The organism is Flavobacterium sp., assembly GCF_027483985.1.
GTDB lineage: Bacteria > Bacteroidota > Bacteroidia > Flavobacteriales > Flavobacteriaceae > Flavobacterium.
This window is the reverse complement of record NZ_JAIXTJ010000042.1, coordinates 64,645-88,403: the sequence shown is the minus strand read 5'-3', so window position 1 is coordinate 88,403 and position 23,759 is coordinate 64,645. Positions and strand designations below refer to the sequence as shown.

16 protein-coding genes are annotated in these 23,759 nt (G+C 34.6%); 13 read left to right on the top strand and 3 right to left on the bottom strand.

What is annotated here, in order from left to right; translation table 11 throughout:
- Positions 1–4: 4 nt before the first annotated feature.
- Positions 5–355, bottom strand: coding sequence for an aspartate 1-decarboxylase (gene panD, locus Q0050_RS10650; protein WP_298395340.1), 351 nt, complete (start codon positions 353–355; stop codon positions 5–7).
- A gap of 14 nt (positions 356–369) precedes the next feature.
- Positions 370–1,218 carry a pantoate--beta-alanine ligase gene (gene panC, locus Q0050_RS10645; protein ID WP_298395338.1) on the bottom strand — a complete coding sequence of 283 codons (849 nt, stop codon included), beginning with the start codon at positions 1,216–1,218 and terminating at the stop codon, positions 370–372.
- A 107-nt stretch (positions 1,219–1,325) separates the two neighbouring features.
- Here panC and Q0050_RS10640 point away from each other — a divergent pair, with 107 nt between their 5' ends.
- From Q0050_RS10640 to Q0050_RS10585, 12 genes are all read left to right on the top strand, one after another.
- Positions 1,326–2,129, top strand: a complete 804-nt coding sequence (locus Q0050_RS10640) for a glycogen/starch synthase (protein ID WP_298395335.1) — start codon at positions 1,326–1,328, stop codon at positions 2,127–2,129.
- Between the two features lie 15 nt (positions 2,130–2,144).
- The gene (locus Q0050_RS10635; RefSeq protein WP_298395332.1) at positions 2,145–3,761 is read left to right on the top strand and encodes a DUF4270 domain-containing protein; all 1,617 of its coding nucleotides are present in this window, start codon (positions 2,145–2,147) and stop codon (positions 3,759–3,761) included.
- Positions 3,762–3,780: 19 nt separating this feature from the next.
- Positions 3,781–5,631, top strand: a complete 1,851-nt coding sequence (glmS, locus tag Q0050_RS10630) for a glutamine--fructose-6-phosphate transaminase (isomerizing) (RefSeq protein ID WP_298395329.1) — start codon at positions 3,781–3,783, stop codon at positions 5,629–5,631.
- A 276-nt stretch (positions 5,632–5,907) separates the two neighbouring features.
- Positions 5,908–8,751: a TonB-dependent receptor gene (locus tag Q0050_RS10625; protein WP_298395325.1), complete on the top strand. Its 2,844-nt coding sequence runs from the start codon at positions 5,908–5,910 to the stop codon at positions 8,749–8,751.
- A 33-nt stretch (positions 8,752–8,784) separates the two neighbouring features.
- A complete protein-coding gene (locus Q0050_RS10620) occupies positions 8,785–10,263 on the top strand; it encodes a G-D-S-L family lipolytic protein (RefSeq protein WP_298395322.1) in 1,479 nt (492 codons plus the stop codon).
- Between the two features lie 226 nt (positions 10,264–10,489).
- The gene (gene atpD / locus Q0050_RS10615) at positions 10,490–12,001 is read left to right on the top strand and encodes a F0F1 ATP synthase subunit beta (RefSeq protein ID WP_298395319.1); all 1,512 of its coding nucleotides are present in this window, start codon (positions 10,490–10,492) and stop codon (positions 11,999–12,001) included.
- A 71-nt stretch (positions 12,002–12,072) separates the two neighbouring features.
- The gene (locus Q0050_RS10610; protein ID WP_298395317.1) at positions 12,073–12,354 is read left to right on the top strand and encodes a F0F1 ATP synthase subunit epsilon; all 282 of its coding nucleotides are present in this window, start codon (positions 12,073–12,075) and stop codon (positions 12,352–12,354) included.
- A gap of 281 nt (positions 12,355–12,635) precedes the next feature.
- The gene (locus tag Q0050_RS10605; RefSeq protein ID WP_298395314.1) at positions 12,636–13,793 is read left to right on the top strand and encodes a pyridoxal phosphate-dependent aminotransferase family protein; all 1,158 of its coding nucleotides are present in this window, start codon (positions 12,636–12,638) and stop codon (positions 13,791–13,793) included.
- A 67-nt stretch (positions 13,794–13,860) separates the two neighbouring features.
- Positions 13,861–14,238 (top strand): GxxExxY protein, encoded by a 378-nt coding sequence (locus tag Q0050_RS10600; protein WP_367277172.1) that lies wholly within the window; start codon positions 13,861–13,863, stop codon positions 14,236–14,238.
- Positions 14,239–14,275: 37 nt separating this feature from the next.
- Positions 14,276–14,917 carry a dethiobiotin synthase gene (gene bioD / locus Q0050_RS10595; RefSeq protein ID WP_298395311.1) on the top strand — a complete coding sequence of 214 codons (642 nt, stop codon included), beginning with the start codon at positions 14,276–14,278 and terminating at the stop codon, positions 14,915–14,917.
- 117 nt (positions 14,918–15,034) lie between these two features.
- Positions 15,035–16,306 (top strand): adenosylmethionine--8-amino-7-oxononanoate transaminase, encoded by a 1,272-nt coding sequence (bioA, locus tag Q0050_RS10590; RefSeq protein ID WP_298395308.1) that lies wholly within the window; start codon positions 15,035–15,037, stop codon positions 16,304–16,306.
- A gap of 318 nt (positions 16,307–16,624) precedes the next feature.
- Positions 16,625–17,863 carry a beta-ketoacyl synthase N-terminal-like domain-containing protein gene (locus Q0050_RS10585; RefSeq protein ID WP_298395305.1) on the top strand — a complete coding sequence of 413 codons (1,239 nt, stop codon included), beginning with the start codon at positions 16,625–16,627 and terminating at the stop codon, positions 17,861–17,863.
- Positions 17,864–17,931: 68 nt separating this feature from the next.
- On the opposite strand, the gene Q0050_RS10580 is transcribed toward Q0050_RS10585, so the two are convergent.
- Entirely contained in the window at positions 17,932–18,360 is a 429-nt protein-coding gene (locus tag Q0050_RS10580; RefSeq protein WP_298395302.1) for a regulatory protein RecX, read from the bottom strand.
- A gap of 173 nt (positions 18,361–18,533) precedes the next feature.
- Between Q0050_RS10580 and Q0050_RS10575 the strand changes: the two genes are divergently transcribed.
- On the top strand, positions 18,534–23,723 hold the full coding sequence (locus tag Q0050_RS10575) for a T9SS sorting signal type C domain-containing protein (RefSeq protein ID WP_298395299.1): 5,190 nt from the start codon (positions 18,534–18,536) through the stop codon (positions 23,721–23,723).
- Positions 23,724–23,759: the final 36 nt, after the last annotated feature.

Here is a 23,759-nt window from a genome sequence, read left to right as displayed (position 1 = left end):
AATATTATTTGAGAGAGTTGTCGTTTTCGTTAGGGAAAACAAGCCAAGGTTTGAACGACTTTGCTTCTTCAAAATCTAGCGTAGCATAAGAAATAATGATGATGATATCACCAGCATGTACTTTTCTTGCCGCAGGACCATTAAGCGTAATTTCGCCCGAATTTCTTGCACCTTTTATGGCATACGTTTCAAAACGCTCACCATTATTGATGTTTACAATAGCAACTTTTTCGCCTTCAATTAAGTTTGAGGCATCCATTAAGGCCTCATCAATGGTGATGCTGCCAATGTAATTTAAATCTGCGCCAGTTACTTTAACGCGATGAATTTTTGATTTTACAACTTGAATTTGCATGGTGCAAAGTTAAATTAATTTAGTGAAATAGTATCAATCAATCTGATTTTGTTGACAAAAACTGCAATAAATGCCCTGTATTGTTTACTTTTATCTTTTCTTTTACAAGGCAACAGCTTGGTTTCATCCGCAATTTCAAAATATTCTAATTCAAATATTGGATGATTTAAAAATATTTTTGAAACATAATCCGTTACCTCTTTAGCAGATTTCGTGCCAAAAAGTTTTTTAGCTTCGGTTAGTGTTTTGTAGATGATAGCGGCTTCCTTTTTCTCGTTTTCGGTGAGACGTTCGTTTCTTGAACTCATAGCGAGTCCATTATCTTCTCTAAAAATCGGACAACCTATGATGTTTACAGCTAGTTTTTCTTTTTCAACCAGTTTTTTTACAATTTGTAGTTGTTGAAAATCTTTTTCACCAAAATAAGCATTGGTTGGTTTTACAATTTCAAAAAGACGTTTAACCACAGTACCTACTCCATCAAAATGGCCTGGTCTAAATTTGCCTTCCATTTGATGTTCTATGCCGTCAAAGTTATACTGTTGTGAAATAGTATTCCCTTCATAAATATCTTCTACCGATGGCGCGTAAATTAGTATTTCATTAGAAACACTTTTAATTTTTTCGACGTCATTATCTAGCGTTCTTGGATATTTTTTTAAATCTTCGGGGTTGTTAAATTGGGTCGGATTTACAAAAATACTAATAACAGTTATTGCATTATTTTCAATAGATTGTTTTAACAAAGAAAGATGTCCAGCGTGCAATGCGCCCATTGTTGGAACAAAACCGATAGTTGTTTTATCAAGGTTATTATCAGTAATGTAATTAGATAATTCTATCTTTTTAGAGAAAATAGGCATGGGCTTTTTTATTAAATAGGGTACAAACTTACTACTTTAGTAATTATCTGCATAAATTTTTGTAATTTTGCATGTTTTTTATTGCCAATAAATACATACATAACATAATGGAAGATAAGAGGATATTATATGTATCATCTGAAGTGGTGCCTTATTTAGCAGAGAATGAAGTTTCTCTAATGTCATATGACGTGCCAAAAATGATTAATGATCAAGGCGGACAAATCAGAATTTTCATGCCTCGATATGGAAATATTAATGAAAGAAGACATCAATTGCATGAAGTAATTCGTCTTTCTGGGATGAATCTTGTCGTAAACGATGTTGATATGCCTTTAATTATTAAAGTAGCTTCAATACCTAAAGAAAGAATTCAAGTTTATTTTATCGACAACGATGAATATTTCAAAAGAAAAGCAACCTTTTCCGATGAAGATGGTGTGTTGTATCCAGATAATGATGAGCGTGCAATTTTCTTTGCCAAAGGTGTTGTAGAAACGGTTAAGAAATTAAATTGGGTTCCTGATATTATTCATGTGCACGGTTGGATGGCGTCAATGCTTCCAGTTTATATGAAACATTTTTATAAAGATGAGGCGTTGTTTTCTGAAACTAAAATTGTAAGTTCGGTGTACAGCCAATCTTTCGACGGTAGTTTGGATGTTGAAATGATTAACAAAATTAAATTTGATGGTGTTCCTGATGACGCTATTGCCGATTTGGAACTTCCTAATTATGAAAATTTAATAAAAGCATCCATCTTGCACTCTGATGCAGTGATTATTGCTTCTGAAAATCTTTCGCCAAGTTTAACAAAATTTATAGAATCTTCAGGCAAACCTTTTTTACCTTTCGCTCCCAAAGAAGCCTTTGCTGACGCATACACTTCTTTTTACAAAAAGATGTTATAATATAATTTACAAAACATGAAATTTAATTTTTTTCTCAAATCATTCGCTATCCTTGTAACCCTTGTTTTTTTCGCATCATGTGATAAAGATTTTAACGAACTTGGTTCAGAAATAGTAGGTGAAGATAACTACAATTTAAACAAAGAAGATGTTGATGTTGTGGCTTACAACCAAAATATTGGTGTTTATAGAACCAGTGATTTACCTATCAATTCGTTAGGGTTTTATAAAAATGATGCTTTTGGTAAAACCAAAGCAAGTTTTGTAACGCAAGTGCAATTGGTTACTTCAAGTCCTAAATTTTACAGACCAGCTTCTAACATTATTATCGACTCAGTATATCTTTATGTGCCTTACTTTAGCTCTATTAAAAGTACCGATGCAACTTCTGGCGATTCGACTTATGAATTGAGTAAAGATTCTATTTTTGGAGATAAAGAAATTGATTTAAAGGTATATGAGTCAAACTATTTCTTGAGAGATAACGATCCTGCTACAGGTTTTCAACAACCGCAATATTATTATAACAACCAAGAAAATGAATTTTTTCCAAATCCTTCAGCGTTAACATTGTTAAACACTGATAATAGAAATGCACAAGACAGTACCGTTACCGATAATTCTCAAAACAGTAAATTTGTATTTAGCAATAAACAAATAAAAATATATAAAAACATAGGAACACCTAATGTTGCCGTTAAAGAACGTTTGGCTCCAGGAATGTTACTAAGTTTGAATAAGGCCTATTTTAGACAAAAAATATTCAATGCGCCTGCCAATGTTTTGTTTAATAACAATATTTTTGAAGATTATTTCAGAGGTTTGTATTTTAAGGTTGATAATGCATCTACCTCACCCAATGAAGGAACTTTAGCCAAATTAAACTTTGCAAACGGTTATATAAGAATCGCTTACAGAGATAATTCTTCTGAGACAAGCACGACTTTAATCAGAAGAACATTAGACATTAAATTAGGCGGACACAGTGTGAATTTAATTGAAAGCGATTGGACAAATCCAGTAACATCTCCGAATACAATCGTTGGAGACAATACACTTTATTTAAACGGAATGGGCGGTTCAATGGCAGTAATTGATTTGTTTCCTGGTGCAGCAGGTGCCAATAAATTACAGCAGATTAAAAATAATAATTGGCTTGTAAATGAAGCTAATTTAACATTCACAATTGACAAAAACGCGATGGGCAGTTCACCAGAGCCGAATCGTATTTATTTATATGATTTAAATAACAAGCGACCTTTAATTGATTATTTTGCGGATTTAACCTCTAGTACTTCGCCTAAATACAACAAGTTTATCCACGGCGGAATAATTAAAAAAGATGCAAGTAAGCGAGGTACAACTTATAAAATTAAAATTACTAACCACGTAAGAAATCTAATTTTAAGAGATTCAACCAATGTAAAGCTTGGATTAGTAGTTACTGAGGCGATAACCAATCCTTTAAATGTGAATTTGCTTTCACCATTTACAAATGCTGATGTTACTACTAAATTTGTGCCTGCTATGTCGATTGTAAATCCATTAGGTACTAAATTATTTGGATCTAATCCGAGTGTGCCTGCTGCACAAAGATTAAAATTAGAAGTTTTTTACACCAAACCTGACTAACTAAATAAACTATAATAATATGTGTGGAATTGTTGGATATATCGGATATCGTGAGGCATATCCTATTGTTATAAAAGGATTAAAGCGTTTAGAATACCGTGGCTATGATAGTGCTGGTGTAATGCTTTTTGACGGAACAGATTTAAAAGTTTCAAAAACCAAAGGAAAAGTTTCTGATTTAGAAGAAAAATCATCTAAAGATATAACCACAAACGGATCGATTGGTATGGGTCACACACGTTGGGCAACGCATGGAGTTCCTAATGATGTAAACTCGCATCCACATTTGTCAAATTCTGGAAATTTAGCCATCATCCACAATGGAATCATCGAAAATTATGAGCCATTAAAAAAGGAATTAATAAAAAGAGGCTATACTTTTCAATCGGATACGGATACTGAAGTTTTGGTAAATTTGATTGAAGATGTTCAAAAGAAAGATAATTTAAAACTTGGTAAAGCTGTTCAAATTGCTTTAAATCAAGTGGTAGGTGCTTATGCGATTTGTGTTTTTGATAAGAACAAACCCGATGAAATTGTGGTGGCGCGTTTAGGAAGTCCTTTGGCTATTGGTGTTGGAGAAGATGAGTTTTTTATTGCATCTGATGCTTCACCATTTATCGAATATACTTCAAATGCTATCTATTTGGAAGACGAAGAAATGGCAATCGTACGTTTGCACAAACCTTTAAAAATTAGAAAAATTAAAGACGATTCATTAGTTGATCCTTATGTACAAGAATTGCAAATGAATCTGGAGCAAATAGAAAAAGGTGGTTACGATCACTTTATGCTAAAAGAAATTTATGAGCAGCCTAATGTAATTAAAGACACTTACAGAGGAAGATTACACGCTAATAGTGGAATCATCCAAATGGCAGGTGTTGAAGATAATATTGAAAAATTTCTTCAAGCGGATAGAATTTTGATCATTGCTTGTGGTACTTCATGGCACGCAGGTTTAGTAGCAGAATATGTAATTGAAGAGTTTGCAAGAATTCCAGTTGAAGTAGAATATGCTTCAGAATTTAGATATAGAAATCCGATTATTACAAGTAAAGATGTTGTAATTGCGATTTCCCAATCAGGAGAAACTGCCGATACACTTGCTGCTATAAAGTTGGCTAAGGAAAAAGGTGCTTTTGTATTTGGTGTATGTAATGTCGTTGGATCATCTATTTCTAGAGAAACGCATGCGGGTGCTTATACCCATGCAGGACCAGAAATCGGAGTAGCATCTACTAAAGCGTTTACTACACAAATCACGGTTTTAACAATGATTGCTTTGCGTCTTGCTAAAGCCAAAGGAACGATGTCTAATTCTGATTTCCATAGATATTTACAAGAACTTGAGCTGATTCCAGAAAAAGTGGCAGAAGCATTAAATTCAACAAATGATATTGCTAAAGAAATTGCAACTATATATAAAGACGCGCCTAATTGCTTATACCTTGGAAGAGGCTATAATTTCCCAGTAGCATTAGAAGGAGCTTTGAAATTAAAAGAAATTTCATATATCCACGCTGAAGGTTATCCTGCAGCAGAAATGAAGCATGGTCCAATTGCCTTGATTGATGAAAAAATGCCTGTAGTTGTTATTGCACCTAAGCAAGGTCATTATGACAAAGTGGTAAGTAATATACAGGAAATTAAGTCAAGAAGTGGTAAAATTATTGCCGTAGTAACCAAAGGAGATGTTCAAGTAAAAGGTCTTGCGGATCACGTTATTGAAATTCCTGAAACGTCTGATGCCCTTTCACCATTATTAACTACAATTCCGTTACAACTTTTATCTTATCACATTGCGGTATTAAGAGGTTGTAATGTTGATCAACCACGAAACCTTGCAAAATCGGTTACAGTGGAATAATTGAACGATATTCTTATAAATGAAGCGAGAAATTTTTTCTCGCTTTTTTTTGTTACATTTTTGTTATATTTATAAAATAGTTGCAAAATTATTATGTATGCATACTATTTTTTTCGAAATATTCATAAATAGTTAATAAAATCTTAAAGATTTTTAATTGTGAAATATTCGAAATGAGTCAAAAAAAATAACAATTCTTAAAATAATAGGTACTTTTTTTAATAATCTAAAAAATATTTGTATTTTGGCTACTTAAACCAACAAAAATCAAACCTAATGAAGATTTATTATTTTATTTTGACGTTGTTTTTTTGTAGCATTTCGTTTGCGCAAACTACAATTTCAGGTTCGGTAAAAGACAGTAAAAACGGACCAATTCCTGGAGCCAACATCAAAGTTGTTGGTGAGTCAACAGGAACAGTAACAGATGGTGATGGTAAATTTACTATCAAAGTTACCAAAAAACCACCTTTTTCAATTGAAATTTCAAGTATCGGTTTCGCAACTCAAAAAGTTGAGGTTGCTTCAGCTTCCCAAAAAGTTGATGTGGTATTAGAAAACCAAGACACGCAATTGGATGAAATCGTTGTGGCGGCTTCAAGAGCACCAGAGCGTATTAAAGAATCTCCGGTTACGATTGAAAGGATGACCATTAGAGACATTAAAAAAACAGCATCTCCAACGTTTTACGATGGTCTTGAAAACCTTAAAGAGGTTCAAATGAATACAAGTAGTATGTCATTTAAATCCATCAACACAAGAGGTTTTGCAACGGTTGCGAACACAAGATTTATGCAATTAGTTGACGGAATGGACAACTCTTCTCCATTATTAAACTTCGTTTTGGGTAACCTTATTGGTATATCTGAAATCGATGTTCAAAGTGTTGAATTATTACCTGGAGCATCTTCTGCATTATATGGTGCGAATGCTTTTAACGGTATTTTATTCATGACTAGTCAAAGTCCTTTTGACAAACAAGGAGTAACAGCTTATGCAAAATATGGTATGACTAACCAAAATGCAGCTGGAAGTAACTTGTATTATGATTATGGTGTTAGAGTAGCGCACGCTTTTACAAAGCATTTTGCTGCTAAAGCTAACTTTACTTTTATGAATGGTACCGATTGGTATGCTACTGATTATAGAGATAAAGATTTAGTAAATAATGTTGGTCTAGACAGAACGTTCCACAACTATAATGGTATCAACGTTTATGGTGACGAGGCTACTACTAACATTAGAAGTGTTGGAAATGCTTTAGTTGCTTTAGGTGCTATTTCTCCTGCTCAAGCAGCAGTTTTGCCGAACTATAACGTAAGTAGAACAGGATACAATGAAGTAGATTTGACGGATAACAAAGTTCAAAACGCTAAAATTGACTTCTCTTTACATTTCAAGCCTTGGGCTAATGATACTGAAATTATCTTTCAAAGTAAATTTGGTTTTGGAAACACCGTATACCAAGGTGCTAACAGATATTATTTGAATGGTTTCTTCATGCAACAGCATAAATTAGAATTAAAAGGTAAAAACTTTTTCGTAAGAGGTTATTTCACAACAGAAGATGGTGGAAATTCATACGATATGTTGTTTACAGGTTTAAACATCAACAGACAATGGAAATCAGACAACCAATGGTTTGGAGAATATGCTGGTGCTTATATTCAATCTACACTTATTAATGGAGCTACACCAACTCAAGCACACGCTTTTGCTAGAGGTGTTGCTGATACTGGTAGATTAGTTCCTGGTTCTGATGCTTTTAAATCGGCTTTCAATAAAGTAATCGCTGATCCTAATGTATTAACAGGTTCTAAATTAGTAGACAACTCATATATGTATCATTCTGATGCAAATTATAACTTTAAAGATGTAGTGAAGTTTGCTGAAATCCAAGTTGGAGGTTCATTCAGATTATATGAATTAAACTCTTTCGGAAGAATCTACACGGATTATACAAGTCAAATTAATTATAATGAATATGGTGCATACACTCAAATTCAAAAGAAATTAATGGATGACAGATTGAAATTAACAGGTTCTGTTCGTTACGATAAAGCTAAAAACTTTGATGGAAACTTCTCTCCGAGAATTTCAGCGGTTTATTCTGCAGGTGAGAGAAAAGCTCATACTTTCAGAGGTTCTTTCCAAACAGGTTTCCGTAATCCATCTACACAAGATCAGTACATCGGTTTTAACGTTGGAAACGCAGTTTTACTTGGTTCAGCGCCAGACAACTTAATTAGATATTCTGAAACTTTACCAGTAACTTCTCCATTAGGGCAGTTAGTGGTTGGAGGTACAACTACTACAATAAACGGTAATAACGCTTATTATAATTCTTATACAGCTGCATCTGTACAACAATTTGCTGCTCTAGCAGGAACTAACCCAGTAGCAGCTGCAGGTTTGTTGAAAAGAACAAATGTAGGTTTAGTTAAACCAGAAACAGTAAAAGCATTTGAATTAGGATACAGAGGTCAAGTTGAAAAATTATCTTTCGACTTAAACGGTTACTATAACATTTATAATGACTTTATCGGAAACATTACTGTTGTTGCTCCAACTTACGGAACAGCACAAGATGCACCTAATTTAGCTGCAGGTCCAACAAACGCAGGAGTTCAGTCAGTAGATGCAATTAGAACAGGTAATACTAGAGCATTCCAATTATATACTAACACTAATATCGAAATTAAATCTATTGGTTTTGGTGCTGGAGTATCTTATAAATTACCAAGAAATTTTGAAGTTAGTGCAAACTATAACTATGCTCAGTTTGACTTTGATCAAAATTTAGACCCAAGTTTTGAAGCAGGTTTCAATACTCCTAAACACAGAGTAAAAGGTTCTTTCAGTAATGATAAATTGTTCAAAAACTTTGGTTTCAATGTAAGTGCAAGATGGAATGATGAGTACAAATGGGAATCTACATTTGCTGATGGGATGATTGATGCTGCAACCGTTATTGATGCACAAATCAATTACAGTATTCCAAAATTAAAATCTATTATCAAACTTGGTGCTTCAAATATTGGTGGTCAAGAATACCAACAAGTTCTTGGAGCAGGTTTAATTGGTCAACAATATTTTGCTTCTTGGACAATTACACCATAATTTATTAATAAAAATTTATAATACTTTAAGATTATGATAAAAAATATCAAATGGCTATTCTTGGTTTCATTAACCTTTGTAGCTTGTAATAACGATGACGAGGTGACTACGGTTCCAAATTCGTCTGACGGATTACCATTAACAGCGGGTACTGCTGATTTTACTAAATATGTTGCTCTTGGTAATTCATTAACGGCTGGTTTTAGTGATAATGCCTTGTTTATTGAAGGTCAAAAAGGATCTTACACTAACATTCTTGCGCAGCAATTTGCTCAAGTTGGAGGTGGAGAATTCAAAATCCCATTTATGAATGATAATGTTGGCGGATTACTTTTTGGAGGAATGCAAATTCAAGGCGCAAGATTGTATTTTAACGGAACAGCTCCAGTGCCAGTTACAGGAACTCCTACAACAGAAGTAACAACAAAATTAACAGGTGCATTCAATAATTTAGGTGTTCCAGGTGCAAAAAGTTATCATTTGCTTGCAGCAGGTTATGGAAATCCAGCAGGAGTTCCACTTGGACAAGCTAATCCTTATTATGCTAGATTTGCCTCTTCTGCAACTGCTAAAGTTGTTGATGACGCCACGGCACAAAATCCAACTTTCTTTTCTCTATGGATTGGAAACAACGATGTTCTAGGGTATGCAACATCAGGCGGTACAGGTGTGAATCGTACTGGAAATCCTAATGTAGCTGCTTATGGTGCTAATGATATTACAGATCCAACTGCTTTCGCAGGAGTTTATAATACTTTAGTTACTAATTTAACTGCTAACGGTGCAAAAGGTGTAGTTGCAAATATACCTTATGTTACTTCTGTGCCTTTTTTCACCACTGTTAAGTTTAATGCTGCTACATTATCAGCAGCTCAAGCCGCAGCACTTAATTCTGGATATGCACCTTATAATGGTGGTTTGCAATTAGCTAAAAATGCAGGTTTAATTACGGAGCAAGAAAGAGTAGAAAGAACCATTACATTTGCAGCAGGTCCAAATGCTTTAGTGATTGTAGATGAGTACTTAACAAATTTATCAGGATTAAGTTTACCGTCTTATAGACAAGCTACTGCAGCAGATTATGTTTTGTTATCTTCAGGTGGAGTTAGTGCACAAGCGCATTTACAAGCGGGTAACGGAACACAATTTCCATTAGCAGATAAATGGGTATTATCTAAAGGCGAGACGGCTGAAGTAAAAACAGCAACTGATGCTTACAATGCCACTATTTCTTCGATTGCTACTGCAAAAGGATTAGCTTTTGTTGACGCAAATGCAGCTTTAGTTCAAGTGGCTGGTGCAGGAATTAGCAATGGTGGATTCACTGTTACATCAGCATTTGTTACAGGTGGTGGTTTTTCTCTTGATGGTGTTCACCCAAGTCCAAGAGGATATGCTTTAATTGCTAATAAATTTTTACAAGCAATCAATAGTAAGTTTGGTTCAAATTTCAAAGATGTAAACTTTGGAAACTACCGAATCTTATTTCCAGCAAACCCAGCAAACTTTTAAAACAGTTTAAAATAGTAAATCAAAAAACCATCAACTTCGGTTGGTGGTTTTTTTGTTTTTGTAAGGATTTCTTTGTCACGGAATCAAACTTTAGAAAAAAAATCAAAAAATGCATAAAAAAATAGCTTTTTGCTATTGATTTTCTATTTAGAAAATTTATCTTTGCACTCTGAAAAAAGACATCATTTTTTCATTTCTAAAACGCTATTAAATAAATACATAAGCAATGTCAAAAGCAATAGGAAAAGTTTCTCAAATCATCGGGCCAGTAGTTGACGTAGTATTCAACACTAAAGATGCTGAATTACCAAAAATTTATGATTCATTAGAAATCACTAAAAAAGATGGTACTTTACTTGTACTTGAAGTACAATCTCATATCGGAGAAGATACCGTTCGTACAATCTCTATGGATTCTACCGATGGTTTAAGTAGAGGTACAGATGTAGTATCTACTGGAAATCCAATTCAAATGCCAATCGGTGCCGATGTTTACGGACGTTTGTTTAACGTAATCGGTGATGCAATTGATGGATTAGGAGACTTACCAAAAACAGGTGAAAACGGATTGTCTATTCACCGTCAAGCACCAAGATTTGAAGATTTATCTACTTCTTCTGAAGTTTTATTTACAGGTATCAAAGTAATCGATTTAATTGAGCCTTATGCTAAAGGTGGTAAAATTGGATTGTTTGGTGGTGCTGGAGTTGGTAAAACAGTATTAATTCAGGAGTTGATTAACAATATTGCAAAAGGTCACGGTGGTCTTTCTGTATTTGCAGGAGTAGGAGAAAGAACACGTGAAGGTAATGACTTACTTCGTGAGATGTTAGAGTCAGGAATTATCAAGTATGGTGAAGAATTCATGCACTCTATGGAAAATGGAGGATGGGATTTAACTAAAGTTGATAAATTGGGAATGAGAGATTCGAAAGCTACTTTCGTTTTCGGACAAATGAATGAGCCACCAGGAGCAAGAGCTCGTGTTGCTTTATCTGGTTTGTCTATCGCAGAATACTTCCGTGATGGAGCAGGTTCAGATCAAGGTAAAGACGTACTTTTCTTCGTTGATAACATCTTCCGTTTTACACAAGCAGGTTCAGAGGTGTCAGCACTTTTAGGACGTATGCCATCGGCGGTAGGTTACCAACCAACATTAGCAACAGAAATGGGTGCGATGCAAGAAAGAATTACATCTACTAAAAAAGGATCTATTACATCAGTACAAGCGGTTTACGTTCCTGCGGATGACTTAACAGATCCAGCTCCAGCAACAACGTTTGCTCACTTAGATGCAACAACAGTATTATCTCGTAAAATTGCTGAGTTAGGTATTTATCCAGCGGTAGATCCACTAGATTCAACTTCTCGTATCTTAACACCACTTATTTTAGGTGATGAGCACTACAACTGTGCACAAAGAGTTAAAGAAATTCTTCAAAAATACAAACAACTTCAAGATATCATCGCAATCCTTGGTATGGAAGAATTGTCTGAAGAAGATAAATTAGCCGTATCAAGAGCTCGTAGAGTACAACGTTTCTTGTCTCAGCCGTTCCACGTGGCAGAGCAATTTACAGGTATTCCTGGAGTATTAGTTGATATTAAAGATACTATCAAAGGATTTAATATGATCATTGATGGTGAATTAGATCACTTGCCAGAAGCAGCTTTCAACCTTAAAGGAACAATTGAAGACGCTATCGAAGCAGGACAAAAAATGTTAGCAGAAGCATAATCAGTTAGCAGTTGGCAGTTGGCAGTATTCAGTGCTAATTACTAATTACTAATTACTAATCACTAAAAAAAATGATTTTAGAAATAGTATCACCAGAAGCTACATTATTTAAAGGAGAAGTTACTGCGGTTTCTTTGCCAGGTGTAGATGGTTCTTTTCAAATATTGAACAATCACGCTCCAATAGTTTCTATTTTAAAACAAGGAACAGTAAAAGTTACTGCAACTAGCTTTAAATTTGAAAAAGAAGTAGAAGATAAATTTACCAAAGTAAACGATCAAAACTACACTTTAGACATTTCTTCAGGAACTATCGAAATGAAAGACAATAAAGTAATTGTGTTAGCCGACTAATACAATTTATAATAAAGTAGGAAAGCCAAGCATTTTTGTTTGGCTTTTTTTTTAATCTGAACTTGTTTTAGATTCTCTATTAAAAGGAAAAGTCAGTTTAATTTTAGTAGCTATTCCAGCTATACGTTCCAAGATTTTGCCCTAAAAACAATTTTTCTAAGGCGCAAAAAGAGCTTCCGTTGGTCGCTTTTTTACACCAAGAAAAAATAAGTTTTTAGACCAAAATGCTTTCCACTGCTATCTGGGCTAGAAATTTCGTTTTCTTTAGTACCTTTGTATAAATGAAAAACTTCCCAAAAGCATTAACGCAAAAATTGCAACTACGTGAGCAAAACAATGCCTTGCGAAAATTGCCAATTGCCAATAATTTAATCGATTTTGCATCCAATGATTATTTAGGTTTTGCAAATTCTGAGGAAATTTTCAATCATACCCATCAATATCTTCTAGAAAATAACATCAAAATAAATGGCGCAACCGGTTCGCGATTAATTTCAGGAAACCATAATTTATATGGTATTACAGAAGACTATATTGCCAAGTTCCATCAATCAGAAACTGCGCTAATTTTCAATTCGGGTTACGATGCTAATGTGGGTTTTTTTAGTTCAGTACCGCAACGCAACGATATCATTCTTTATGACGAATTATGTCACGCCTCGATCCGTGACGGAATTCAAATGAGTAATGCCAAATCGTATAAATTCGATCACAACGATTACAATCATTTAGAAAAATTAATTATAAACCAACTCGAAGCTCGAAATGCTAAACCTGATGCTTTTTACATTGTTACAGAATCTGTCTTTTCAATGGATGGCGATGCACCAAATCTCGAAGAATTAGCTATTCTTTGCGAAAAACACAAGTGCTATTTGGTAATTGATGAAGCACATGCGCTAGGCGTATTCGGAGATTCAGGCGAAGGATTAATTCAATATCAAGGATTGCAAAATAAAATTTTTGCAAGAATCATGACGTTCGGAAAAGGATTAGGTTGTCACGGAGCAGCCATTTTAGGTAGTCATAAACTGAAAAATTATTTGGTAAATTTTGCACGAAGTTTTATTTACACAACCGGACTTTCTCCCCATTCGGTTGCAACAATTTTAACAGCCTATCAACATTTAGAATCCCAAAAAGAAGCCATTCAAAAACTTAAAAGCAACATTCAATTCTTCAACCAAGTAAAATTGCAAATGGGTTTGAAGCCATTGTTTGTTTATAGTAAATCCGCTATCCAATGTGCTATAATTCCTGGAAATGAAAAGGTAAAAGCTATCGCCAATCAATTACAAGAAAACGGATTTGATGTTAAAGCCATCCTGTCACCAACCGTTCCAGAAGGTCAAGAACGACTACGTTTTTGTTTGCATTCCTACAATTCTGAAAAAGAAATCTCGGAAGTATTGAAATTGTTGAGTACTTTTGTGTTTTAAGCCACGGATAAAACGGATTTTACAGATTTACACAGATAAGGAGATGACAAATTTATTACACAAATAGATTACAGATGCAATTCTAAAAGTTTATTATGAAGTATATAATGAGCTTGGTTATGGCTTTCTAGAAAAAGTTTATCAAAATGCAATGTATTTTGAATTAAAATCTCTAGGGTATAAAGTTGAACCACAAAAACAAATTAAAGTTTATTTCAAGAAACAACTAGTTGGAGAATATTATTCTGACTTACTTGTTGAAGATAAAGTAATAGTAGAATTAAAAGCAACTGAATTAATTATGAATGTTCATATAGCGCAAATTATGAACTATTTAAAAGCAACACCTATAGAAGTTGGAATGCTATTAAATTTTGGTGAAGAACCAGAATTTAAAAGATTAATTTATACAAACGATAGAAAAATTAACTTAAAAAATCAGTGATAATCGGTTCAATCCGTTTTATCCGTTGCAAAATAACATGAAACTATTCATCACAGGAATCGGCACCGATGTAGGCAAAACCATAACATCAGCCATTGTAACCCAAGCACTAGAAGCCGATTATTGGAAACCAATTCAAGCAGGTGATTTAGACAATTCTGATAGTCACAAAATCCAACGTTATATTTCAAATGACTGTCATCCTGAGCGCAGTCGAAAGACCGTGATTCACGAAAACAGCTACAAACTTAACACACCTGCAAGTCCACATTTAGCAGCAGCTATTGACGGAATAACAGTAGATTTAGAGCAGATAAAAGTTCCAACTACAGAAAATCATTTAGTGATAGAAGGCGCAGGCGGATTACTAGTTCCTTTAAACGACAACGATACAATAATCGATTTAATACAACCTGATTACAAAATAATTTTGGTTTCACGCCATTATTTGGGAAGCATCAACCATACTTTATTGTCATTCGAAGCCTTAAAAAGCAGAAATTTGAAAGTAGCAGGAATCATTTTTTCAGGTGACGAGAACAAAGCTACCGAAGAAATTATCCTTTCAAAAACCAAAGCCAAATGCATCGGAAGAATTGACAACGAACCTTATTTCGATCAAAATGTAATTCAATATTACGCTGATAAATTTAGAGAGAATCTCTTAAATTTAGAATAAAGAAAATAGAACATAGAAAATTGACTTCATATTTGTAGCAATTATACATTTAGTCTTTTTTCTTTTTTCTTTTCTCTATTTTCTATAATCTATTTTCTATAATCTATTATCAAAAAAATGAACTTTTCCCAAAGAGATAAAAAACACAACTGGCATCCATACACACAACACAAAACAGCACCCAACTTTCCAGCGATAGTTAAAGGAAAAGACGCTTTGTTGTGGGACGAAAATGATAAAGAATACATCGACGCTATTGCCTCATGGTGGGTGAATCCTTTTGGACATTCCAACAAGATTATTGCCGATGCCATTTATGAGCAATTAACTACTTTAGAACACGTTTTGTTTGGTGGATTTACTCACAATAAAGCCGTAGAATTATCCGAAAAATTAATGGAAATTCTGCCTTCCAATCAACAAAAGATTTTCTATTCTGATAATGGTTCCACTGCTGTAGAAATAGCAGTAAAATGTGCACTACAATACAATTACAACAAAGGTGAAAAACGAACCAAAGTCATCGCCTTCGAAGATGCTTTTCACGGAGACACTTTCGGAGCTATGGCAGCAAGCGGAATTACCTTTTTTACAGAAGCGTTTAAAGGTTCACTTCTAGAAGTAGTTCGCATCCCGATTCCGACAGAAGGTAATGAAGAACAAACCTTATTCGCGCTAGAAAATCTTGTGAAAACCAACGAATTTGCGGCGTTCATTTTTGAACCATTAGTGCTTGGCGCTGCCGGAATGATTATGTATTCACCAGAGGTTTTAGATCAATTAATTGCTATTTGCAACCAGTATAAGGTATTCACCATTGCCGACGAAGTAATGACTGGTTTTGGTAAAACAGGAAAAACCTTTGCGAGTGATTATTTGCAAAACAAGCCTGACATGATGTGTCTCTCTAAAGCTTTGACTGGTGGTACAATTCCAATGGCGATTACTACCTTTACGCAAGAAATTTTTGAAGGCTTTTACGACGATGACGTTAATAAGGCTTTGTTTCACGGACATACATTCACGGCAAATCCTACAGGTTGTGCCGCAGCCTTAGCTAGTATTTCACTTTTGCAAACCGAGGCAATGCAAAGCAATATTCAAGAAGTGCATCAATCGCATATAGAATTTGAACAGAAGATAAAAAACCATCCTAAAGTAAAAACCACTAGAGTTCTCGGAGTAATTTTTGCACTCGAGGTCAAAACCGAAACCCAAGAGAGTTACTACGGAACAATGCGTAACAAACTCTATAATTTTTTCATCGAAAACGGCGTAATTTTACGTCCTGTTGGAAACATAGTTTACATTCTGCCGCCATATATTATTACTCCAAATCAATTACAAAAAGTCTATCAAACCATCGAGAAAGCTTTAGATATAGTTTAGTTTTTTTATTAGGAGCGAATGGCTTGGGCTTTATCAGCAATCCTTATTCCTGCCACAGAAACTCGCTTTTTTTATTGCGTTGCCGTCGAACGCCGCAGCAACGCAATAAAAAAGAGCTCAAACAATTTCAGTGTCAGGGCTAAACGGTAAACCATTTGAATATTTGTTAAAGACATAAAAACTTTGCGAACTATTTTATGCTAATTTCAATTCGTGATAATTCGTGAAATTCGTGTCAATTATTTCAAATCATTTCCTTAAAAAAAAGTAAAATCATAGCGAACTTTGCCGTAAACTTTGCGAACTTTGCCGTTAAATATGAAGACCAAAATCGCCATTACTGCTTTAGCGTCCATTTCACCTTTAGGAAAAAATCCTGAGGCTATTTGGCGCAATTATCTTTCATCAACCACACTAATTTCAACCAAAGACTTTAACGGAAAACCACAATTTGTAGCCACAATTCCGCAAGAAATTAAAGACGAAATCGAAGTCTTAAAAAAGAGCGAAATCAAATACAAAGCTTTAGACGAAACGGTCTTACTTTCTATTTTAGTTTCGCGTCAAGCCATACAAAATGCAGGTTGGAAAAAAGGTGATGATTTTGGAATCAACATTGGCTCGTCTCGTGGTGCCACACAATTATTTGAAAAATACCACAAAGAATTCCTTGAAACAGGAAAAACAGCAACCTTAGCCTCACCAACCACAACTTTAGGAAATATTTCATCGTGGGTAGCACACGATTTAAAAAACAACGGACCAGAAATTTCGCATTCCATAACTTGTTCGACTGCTTTGCATTCTGTTCTTAATGCCGTAGCTTGGTTGCAATCGGGTATGGCAACTAAATTTTTAGTCGGTGGCAGTGAAGCACCGTTAACCAATTTTACTATCGCACAAATGCACGCTTTAAAGATTTATAGCAAAGAAGCACCTCGACAAACTCAGTGTGACAATAATAAATCAATTGTCAATATAGAGCACAAAGGTCAGTCTGAACCTGTCGAAGACGTTTTTTATCCCTGTAGAGCTTTTGATTTTAATAAAACCAAAAACACAATGGTGCTTGGCGAAGGCGCATCAGTGGCTTGTTTAGAAATTGGAAAAAAAGATAACGCGATAGCCTATATCGAAGGAATTGGCTACGCAACTGATGATATCGAACATAATATTTCGATTTCTGATGAAGCTATTTGTTTTCAAAAATCAATGAAAATGGCGTTGCAAAACACCAAACTAGAAGAAGTCGATGCTATTGTAATGCACATGCCCGGAACTTTAAAAGGCGACACTTCCGAATATAAAGCCATTCAAAAAATATTCCAACAAAATCTACCAATGCTTACTACAAATAAGTGGAAGGTCGGCCACACATTTGGCGCTTCAGGTATGTTGAATATGGAGTTAGCGCTAATGATGATGCAACACAATCAATTCATCGAAGTGCCATTTGCTGAAAAGCAAACCCAAAGAAAAGAAATAAAAAAAGTATTGATAAATGCGGTAGGTTTCGGCGGAAATGCCGTAAGTATTTTGTTATCAAAAGATTTCTAAAACTTCAAAAATCAATTTCAACTTCAAAAATCAACTTCAAAAACCAACCTGAAACCCGCAACCCGCAACTATTGCTCCAACTCCTTCACTTTTTCATAAACGCGTTCGCTTTCCCAACCTTTGCGAAGTAAATAGTCGCAGAATTTTTTGCGTTTTTTCAAAGCGTTTGATTCCGTTATAGTTTCCCAATGTTTTTCGGCCAAGTGGTCAAATGTCGTTTCGTATTCATCAGCCGGAATTTCTTTCAGTGCTTTAGTCACCAAATAATCAGATATTTTTCGTGCTTTCAATTCGTTTTTGATTCGGATCTTACCCCATTTTTTCTGATGAAATTTACTGATGGAAAAAATCGATGCAAAACGCTCTTCGTTTAGGAAATTACTTTCAATTAAATGCACGATGATATGGTCTCGTTCATTAGAATTTAAAATAAAGCTGCGCAACTTCTCCGACACCTCAATATGGCATCGTTCCTGATAAGAACAGTAGTATTCCATCTTTTGTACAACTTCTTCTACAGAACTAATTGATTTTGAGTTCAAAACGTTAAAAAGGCTTGAAATTTGTTAATAATTTGATAACGCAAAAGTATTGAAATTGTGTGAATTAGAAGTAATTTTGTAGTCCCAAATTGTTAGTAAAAAATTAAAAAAAAACTAAATTCATTTTTATGAAATTTAAAATAATTATTGTTGCGTTGTTGTTTAGTTGTTTTTCTTTTGGGCAAGCAATTTATCAAAATGATTTTGGAACAACTGCGATTACAACTAAGCCTTTTGTTAATACGCCAATTGTTTTCGATCCAAATCTTAATAGTTCGTCTTGGACAACAAGTGCCGCAGGTTTTGGTGGTTTTGCTGGAAATGGAGGTGCGCCAAGTCAGAGTCTATCTTTATCAAATTCATCAGGAACACCTACAATGACGCTAACTTTTAACGTTGCAGTAGGTTATCAATTATCCATTACGCAATTTGATTTTTGGAGAATTAGAAGTACTACTGGAGCGCAAAATTGGTCTATGACGGTCAATGGGACAAATGTTGGGACTGGAACTATTCCAACTACAGGAGCTACGTTAGGGGTTACAAATGTTTCTACACCAATATCAGGATTAACAGGTACTATTACAGTTGTAATGACTTATTCTGGAGCAAGTAGTACTGGAACCTGTAGATTAGATGATTTTACATTGTATGGTTCAGTTACTTCTTTGTGTTCAGCAGCAGCAACTAGCGGAACTATTTCAGGAACAACAACGGCTTGTACTTCAACGTCATTAAGTTATGTAGGAACTGGTTCGGCAACTTTTGTCAATTATTGGCAAACAAGTCCATCTGGTACTTCATTTGCGAATCCAGCATCAAGTGCTTTAACGGTTAGTACAAGTGGTTCAAATTATGTAAGAGCTTACGATAGCACTTTGGGTTGTTGGTCGAATACAGCAGTTGGACCAACCAACGTTACCATAAACCAACCCATATCCATTACAACACAACCTGCAAATACCACTGTTTCTAATGGTAGTAATACCTCGATAAGTGTAGTGGCAACAAATGCTTCTGGCTATCAGTGGTATGTAAATACTGGATCTGGTTTTACACCTATTGCGAATGGCGGTGTTTATTCAACCGCTACTACAGCATCTTTAACGATAACAGGCGCAACTTTTGCTATGAACGGTTATCAATATCAATGTCTTGTCACAGGAACTGCTCCTTGTGGAAATGTTACTTCAAGTACTGCTATTTTATCAGTAATAAATCCATTAATTACTTTGGCAGATAATGGCACACAAGTTACAGCTGCTAATGCTCCGCAAGGAACTACTAATGTTGTTCTTCATAAATTTCAATTGACTACTAATGTTACAACAAATCTTATAGGTATTGCGAATGTTGTAACTACTGGAACTTATGCTTCAACTGATGTTCTTAATTTGAAAGTTAGGTATTCGGTTGACAATGTTCTAGATGTTGCCGATGCTACCTTAAGTACCTTAACCAATCCTGGTGTTGCTGGTACAAAATCGTTTTCTGGTTTTACAACTCAGACTATTCTCGCATCAACAACAGGTTACGTTTTTATTACAGCTGATGTTTCTGCAACAGCAGTAATAGGAAATAACATTGCTTTAAATCAAATTGCGACAACTAACTTAGTTTTTTCTACAGGAGTTAAAGTTGGCTCTACAACTAATGGTGGATTACAAACCTTTTCAGCTTCACCGCCAAATGCACCAGTATCACTTACTCTTGGGTGTACAACTAATACAACTCAGGTTTTGTCTTGGACTGCTCCAGCGACTGGAACGTTTGATGGTTATTTTTTAGTAGTAAGAGAAGGTGGATTAGCTCCACATGCTGTTACGGCATTAGTTGCTTCTTCACAAATTAACAATTTAGATTATACATTGGCTCCAACTTTTGGAAGTACAGCTCCTTTATCAAAAGTTTTATATATCGGGACAGCAACTACCGTAACGGTAACTAATCTTACTCCAGGAGTTTTTTATACTTATGAATTACGTGCCTATAAAAATAGCGGTTCTAGTTCTGCCTATTCAACAGGTATAACAAGAACTAAAACTCAAGGATTGCCTAACGTTTCAAGTGCAACAACATCTGCAGGAAATACGAGTGGTTCACTTACTTGGTCTAATCCATCTGCTACTTGTTTTGATCAAGTGTTAGTTGTAGTTACAGCAACCTCAGGCATTACATTTGTTCCATCAGGAAATACTACAACAGCTTACACTCCAAATACTGTTTTCTCAACATTTAATCAACCAGTTTTTTATTCAAGTGGAAACTATGTTAATATAACTGGTTTAACCAATGGAGTAACTTATTATTTAGAAATTTTTGTGCGAAATGGTTCTGAATGGAGTTCAGGTGTAGAAGTAAGTATAACTCCAATTAATGTTGTGCCAACCGTTCTAAAAACAGGAGATTTATTTTTAATCGCTTACAATAATACTTTTAGTGGTGCTAATGATGCAATTCGATTATTGACTTTAGTAGATATTAATCCTGGAACTAAATTTCTGTGGGCTAATGGAACTTATGAAACTGGTGGTAATCCTGCAGCTAATGTTAGAACAGACAAATGGTTTGATTGTACTACTGCGCCAACAGGAAATATTCCCTATTTAGAATTTACATATATAGGTAGTTCAGTTATTCCAGCAGCGTCAACTTTTTGTATCGAAACCGTTTCTGCTGGAACTACATCTACTATTTCTGGAATTTCTCCTTTAGGTACAGTTTTTCCAAATACAGATTTTACCATTATTTGTAAAAGTGCTGATGGTTCAACAAATTTAAGTCACGGAACAGTAAACGTTTCTTCTTCAAGTCCAGACTCTATGTTTTTGATGCAAGGAAACTTCTCATATGCAGCTACAGGATCAACTTTTTCAGGAACAGTTTTATCAGGAATTCAAGATGGTGGACTGTGGTATGATTTAACGGATGATTTAACATTAACTACAGGAAATAATCTTAGAAAATCTAGAAAACATCCACAATTGTTATGTGCATCCATTCAAGGAAATCTAACTCCAAATACTTATCAAGTTAGTTATAATGTTTCATCATCAACTTATACAACTGGTAATCGACCATATTTATTAGGTTCTATTTTAAATTATACAACTAATTGGATTAATGCATTTGGTTCTTGTCCAGCAACATCACCATTTGTAATTACAGCATCTGATCCTTTTAATAGATGGACAGGAAATATAAGTACAAATTGGTTTGATTGTAATAATTGGGCTTTACTAACTGTGCCAGACGAATTAACGGATGTTTCAATATTAGCTTCTGCGGCTAGAGATGCAGTTATCGATTATACTGCTCCATATTCAGATGGGTTTTCGGATGTAGCAAAGTGTAAAGCTTTAACTATATCTGGTAGAAAAGTTCAAATAGAAGCAAATCCATTCAACAAGTTAGAAGTTCATGAAAATTTAGTTATCGATACTTCAGGCGTTTTAGATATGGACGATAGTAATGCTTCTACAACTGATGGTTTGATTACTTTATACGGAAATTGGACAAACAATGTTGGAACAACAGCTTTTTTAGAAGGTAATGGAACTATTAATTTTGTAGGAAGCTCAACTCAGGTTGTTAATTCTAATGTTCATTCAAATACAGAAACATTTTATAATGTTATTTTAGACAATGATTTCAACACTGCGTCGTCAAATAATTTAATTGCTACTGGAAATTTAGAAGTAAAAACTAATAAAATACTAACAATTAATTCTAATGATTATACAATCGCAGGAAAAAAACTCACCAATTATGGAGACATATTAATTGCAAATAATGGTCAACTTATTCAAGTAGATGAAGCTGATAATAATGATGGTGATTACACCGGAACCAAATTTCAATTGACTAGAACCGCACAAGCAAAAAGTTTGGACTACGTTTATTGGAGTTCGCCAACAGAGAATTTTGCTGTATCTAATTTACCAAATAATTACCGTTACCAATGGAATACTTTAAACAATAATGGCAACGGAACATTGGGAAATTGGGTGAATGCTGCAGGAACAATGACTAAAGGAAGAGGTTACATAGCAAGAGCTTCCAACGGATCAGCTACGGCTGTACCATTGAATACTGTTTTTACGGGTAAACCCCACAACGGACAGTTCAATTATCAAATTTTTAGAGGAAATTATACTGGAGCAGACTATGATGCTGATTTAACCAATGCAACTAATTTGCCTACTACTGCTTTCGATGATAACTGGAATTTAGTCGGAAATCCGTATCCATCAGCAATTGATGCAATGGAATTTATTAATTTGAATACCGCAACCAACAATGTAAAAATGGTGGGTGCCATTTGGATTTGGAAACACGGAATAAACCCATCTTCTAATGTCAGTCCTTTTTATCAAAATTTTGCCTTGAATTATAGTCCAAATGATTATATAAAATTTAATGCAATGGGGTCATCTGAACCAACCATGTTTACTAATGGTAAAATTGCATCAGGACAAGGTTTCATGATTAACATGAGTGACGAATTATCGCCAGGTGTACCAAATCCTAGCGGTAGCACAATAACATTTACTAATGGTTTAAGAACTGGTCCATCAGATGCTGTTTATGATAATACCGATTTTTTTAGGCCATCTAATGCTACTGTTGGGCAACCTGAGGAGAGACACCGTATTTGGTTAGATATCGTCAATACAACGTCGGGCGATATGGATAGAACATTGTTAGGCTATGCCACCAATGCAACTTTAGGAGTTGATAATTTGTATGATTGTTTTACAAGACCAAAATCTGAGATAAGTTTATATTCTTTGATTGATAACAAGCCTTATGCTATTCAAGGTCGTGCGCTACCATTTGATACTGAAGATCGTGTTCCAATGGGAATTAATGTGGTACAATCAGGAAATCATACTGTTGCCATTAATACAGTTGATGGACTATTTTTGCAAAATCAAGATATTTATTTAGAAGATAAAGTATTGAATATCATACACGATTTAAAACAAGCACCATATAATTTTACGTCTGCAGTTGGAACGTATAACGACCGTTTTGTTTTAAGATATACCACAGCAGCATTGAATACTCAAAATTTTGATACTATAGATAGTTCAGTGGTTGTTGCTGCAAATGAAGGTCAAATTGCAATCAAATCAGTAAATGAATTGTTGCTTGATGTAACTGTTTATGATGTTTTAGGAAGACAACTACTTAGCAAAACTAAAATTGAATTAAATGACCTAGTTTTAAATTCTATATCAGCGAGAAATCAAGCGTTGATTGTAAAGATAAAATTAGCAAATGGTACAATCATTACCAGAAAAGTAGTGCTATAATTTCAAATTAGATTATACAAAAAATCCCAAGCTTAG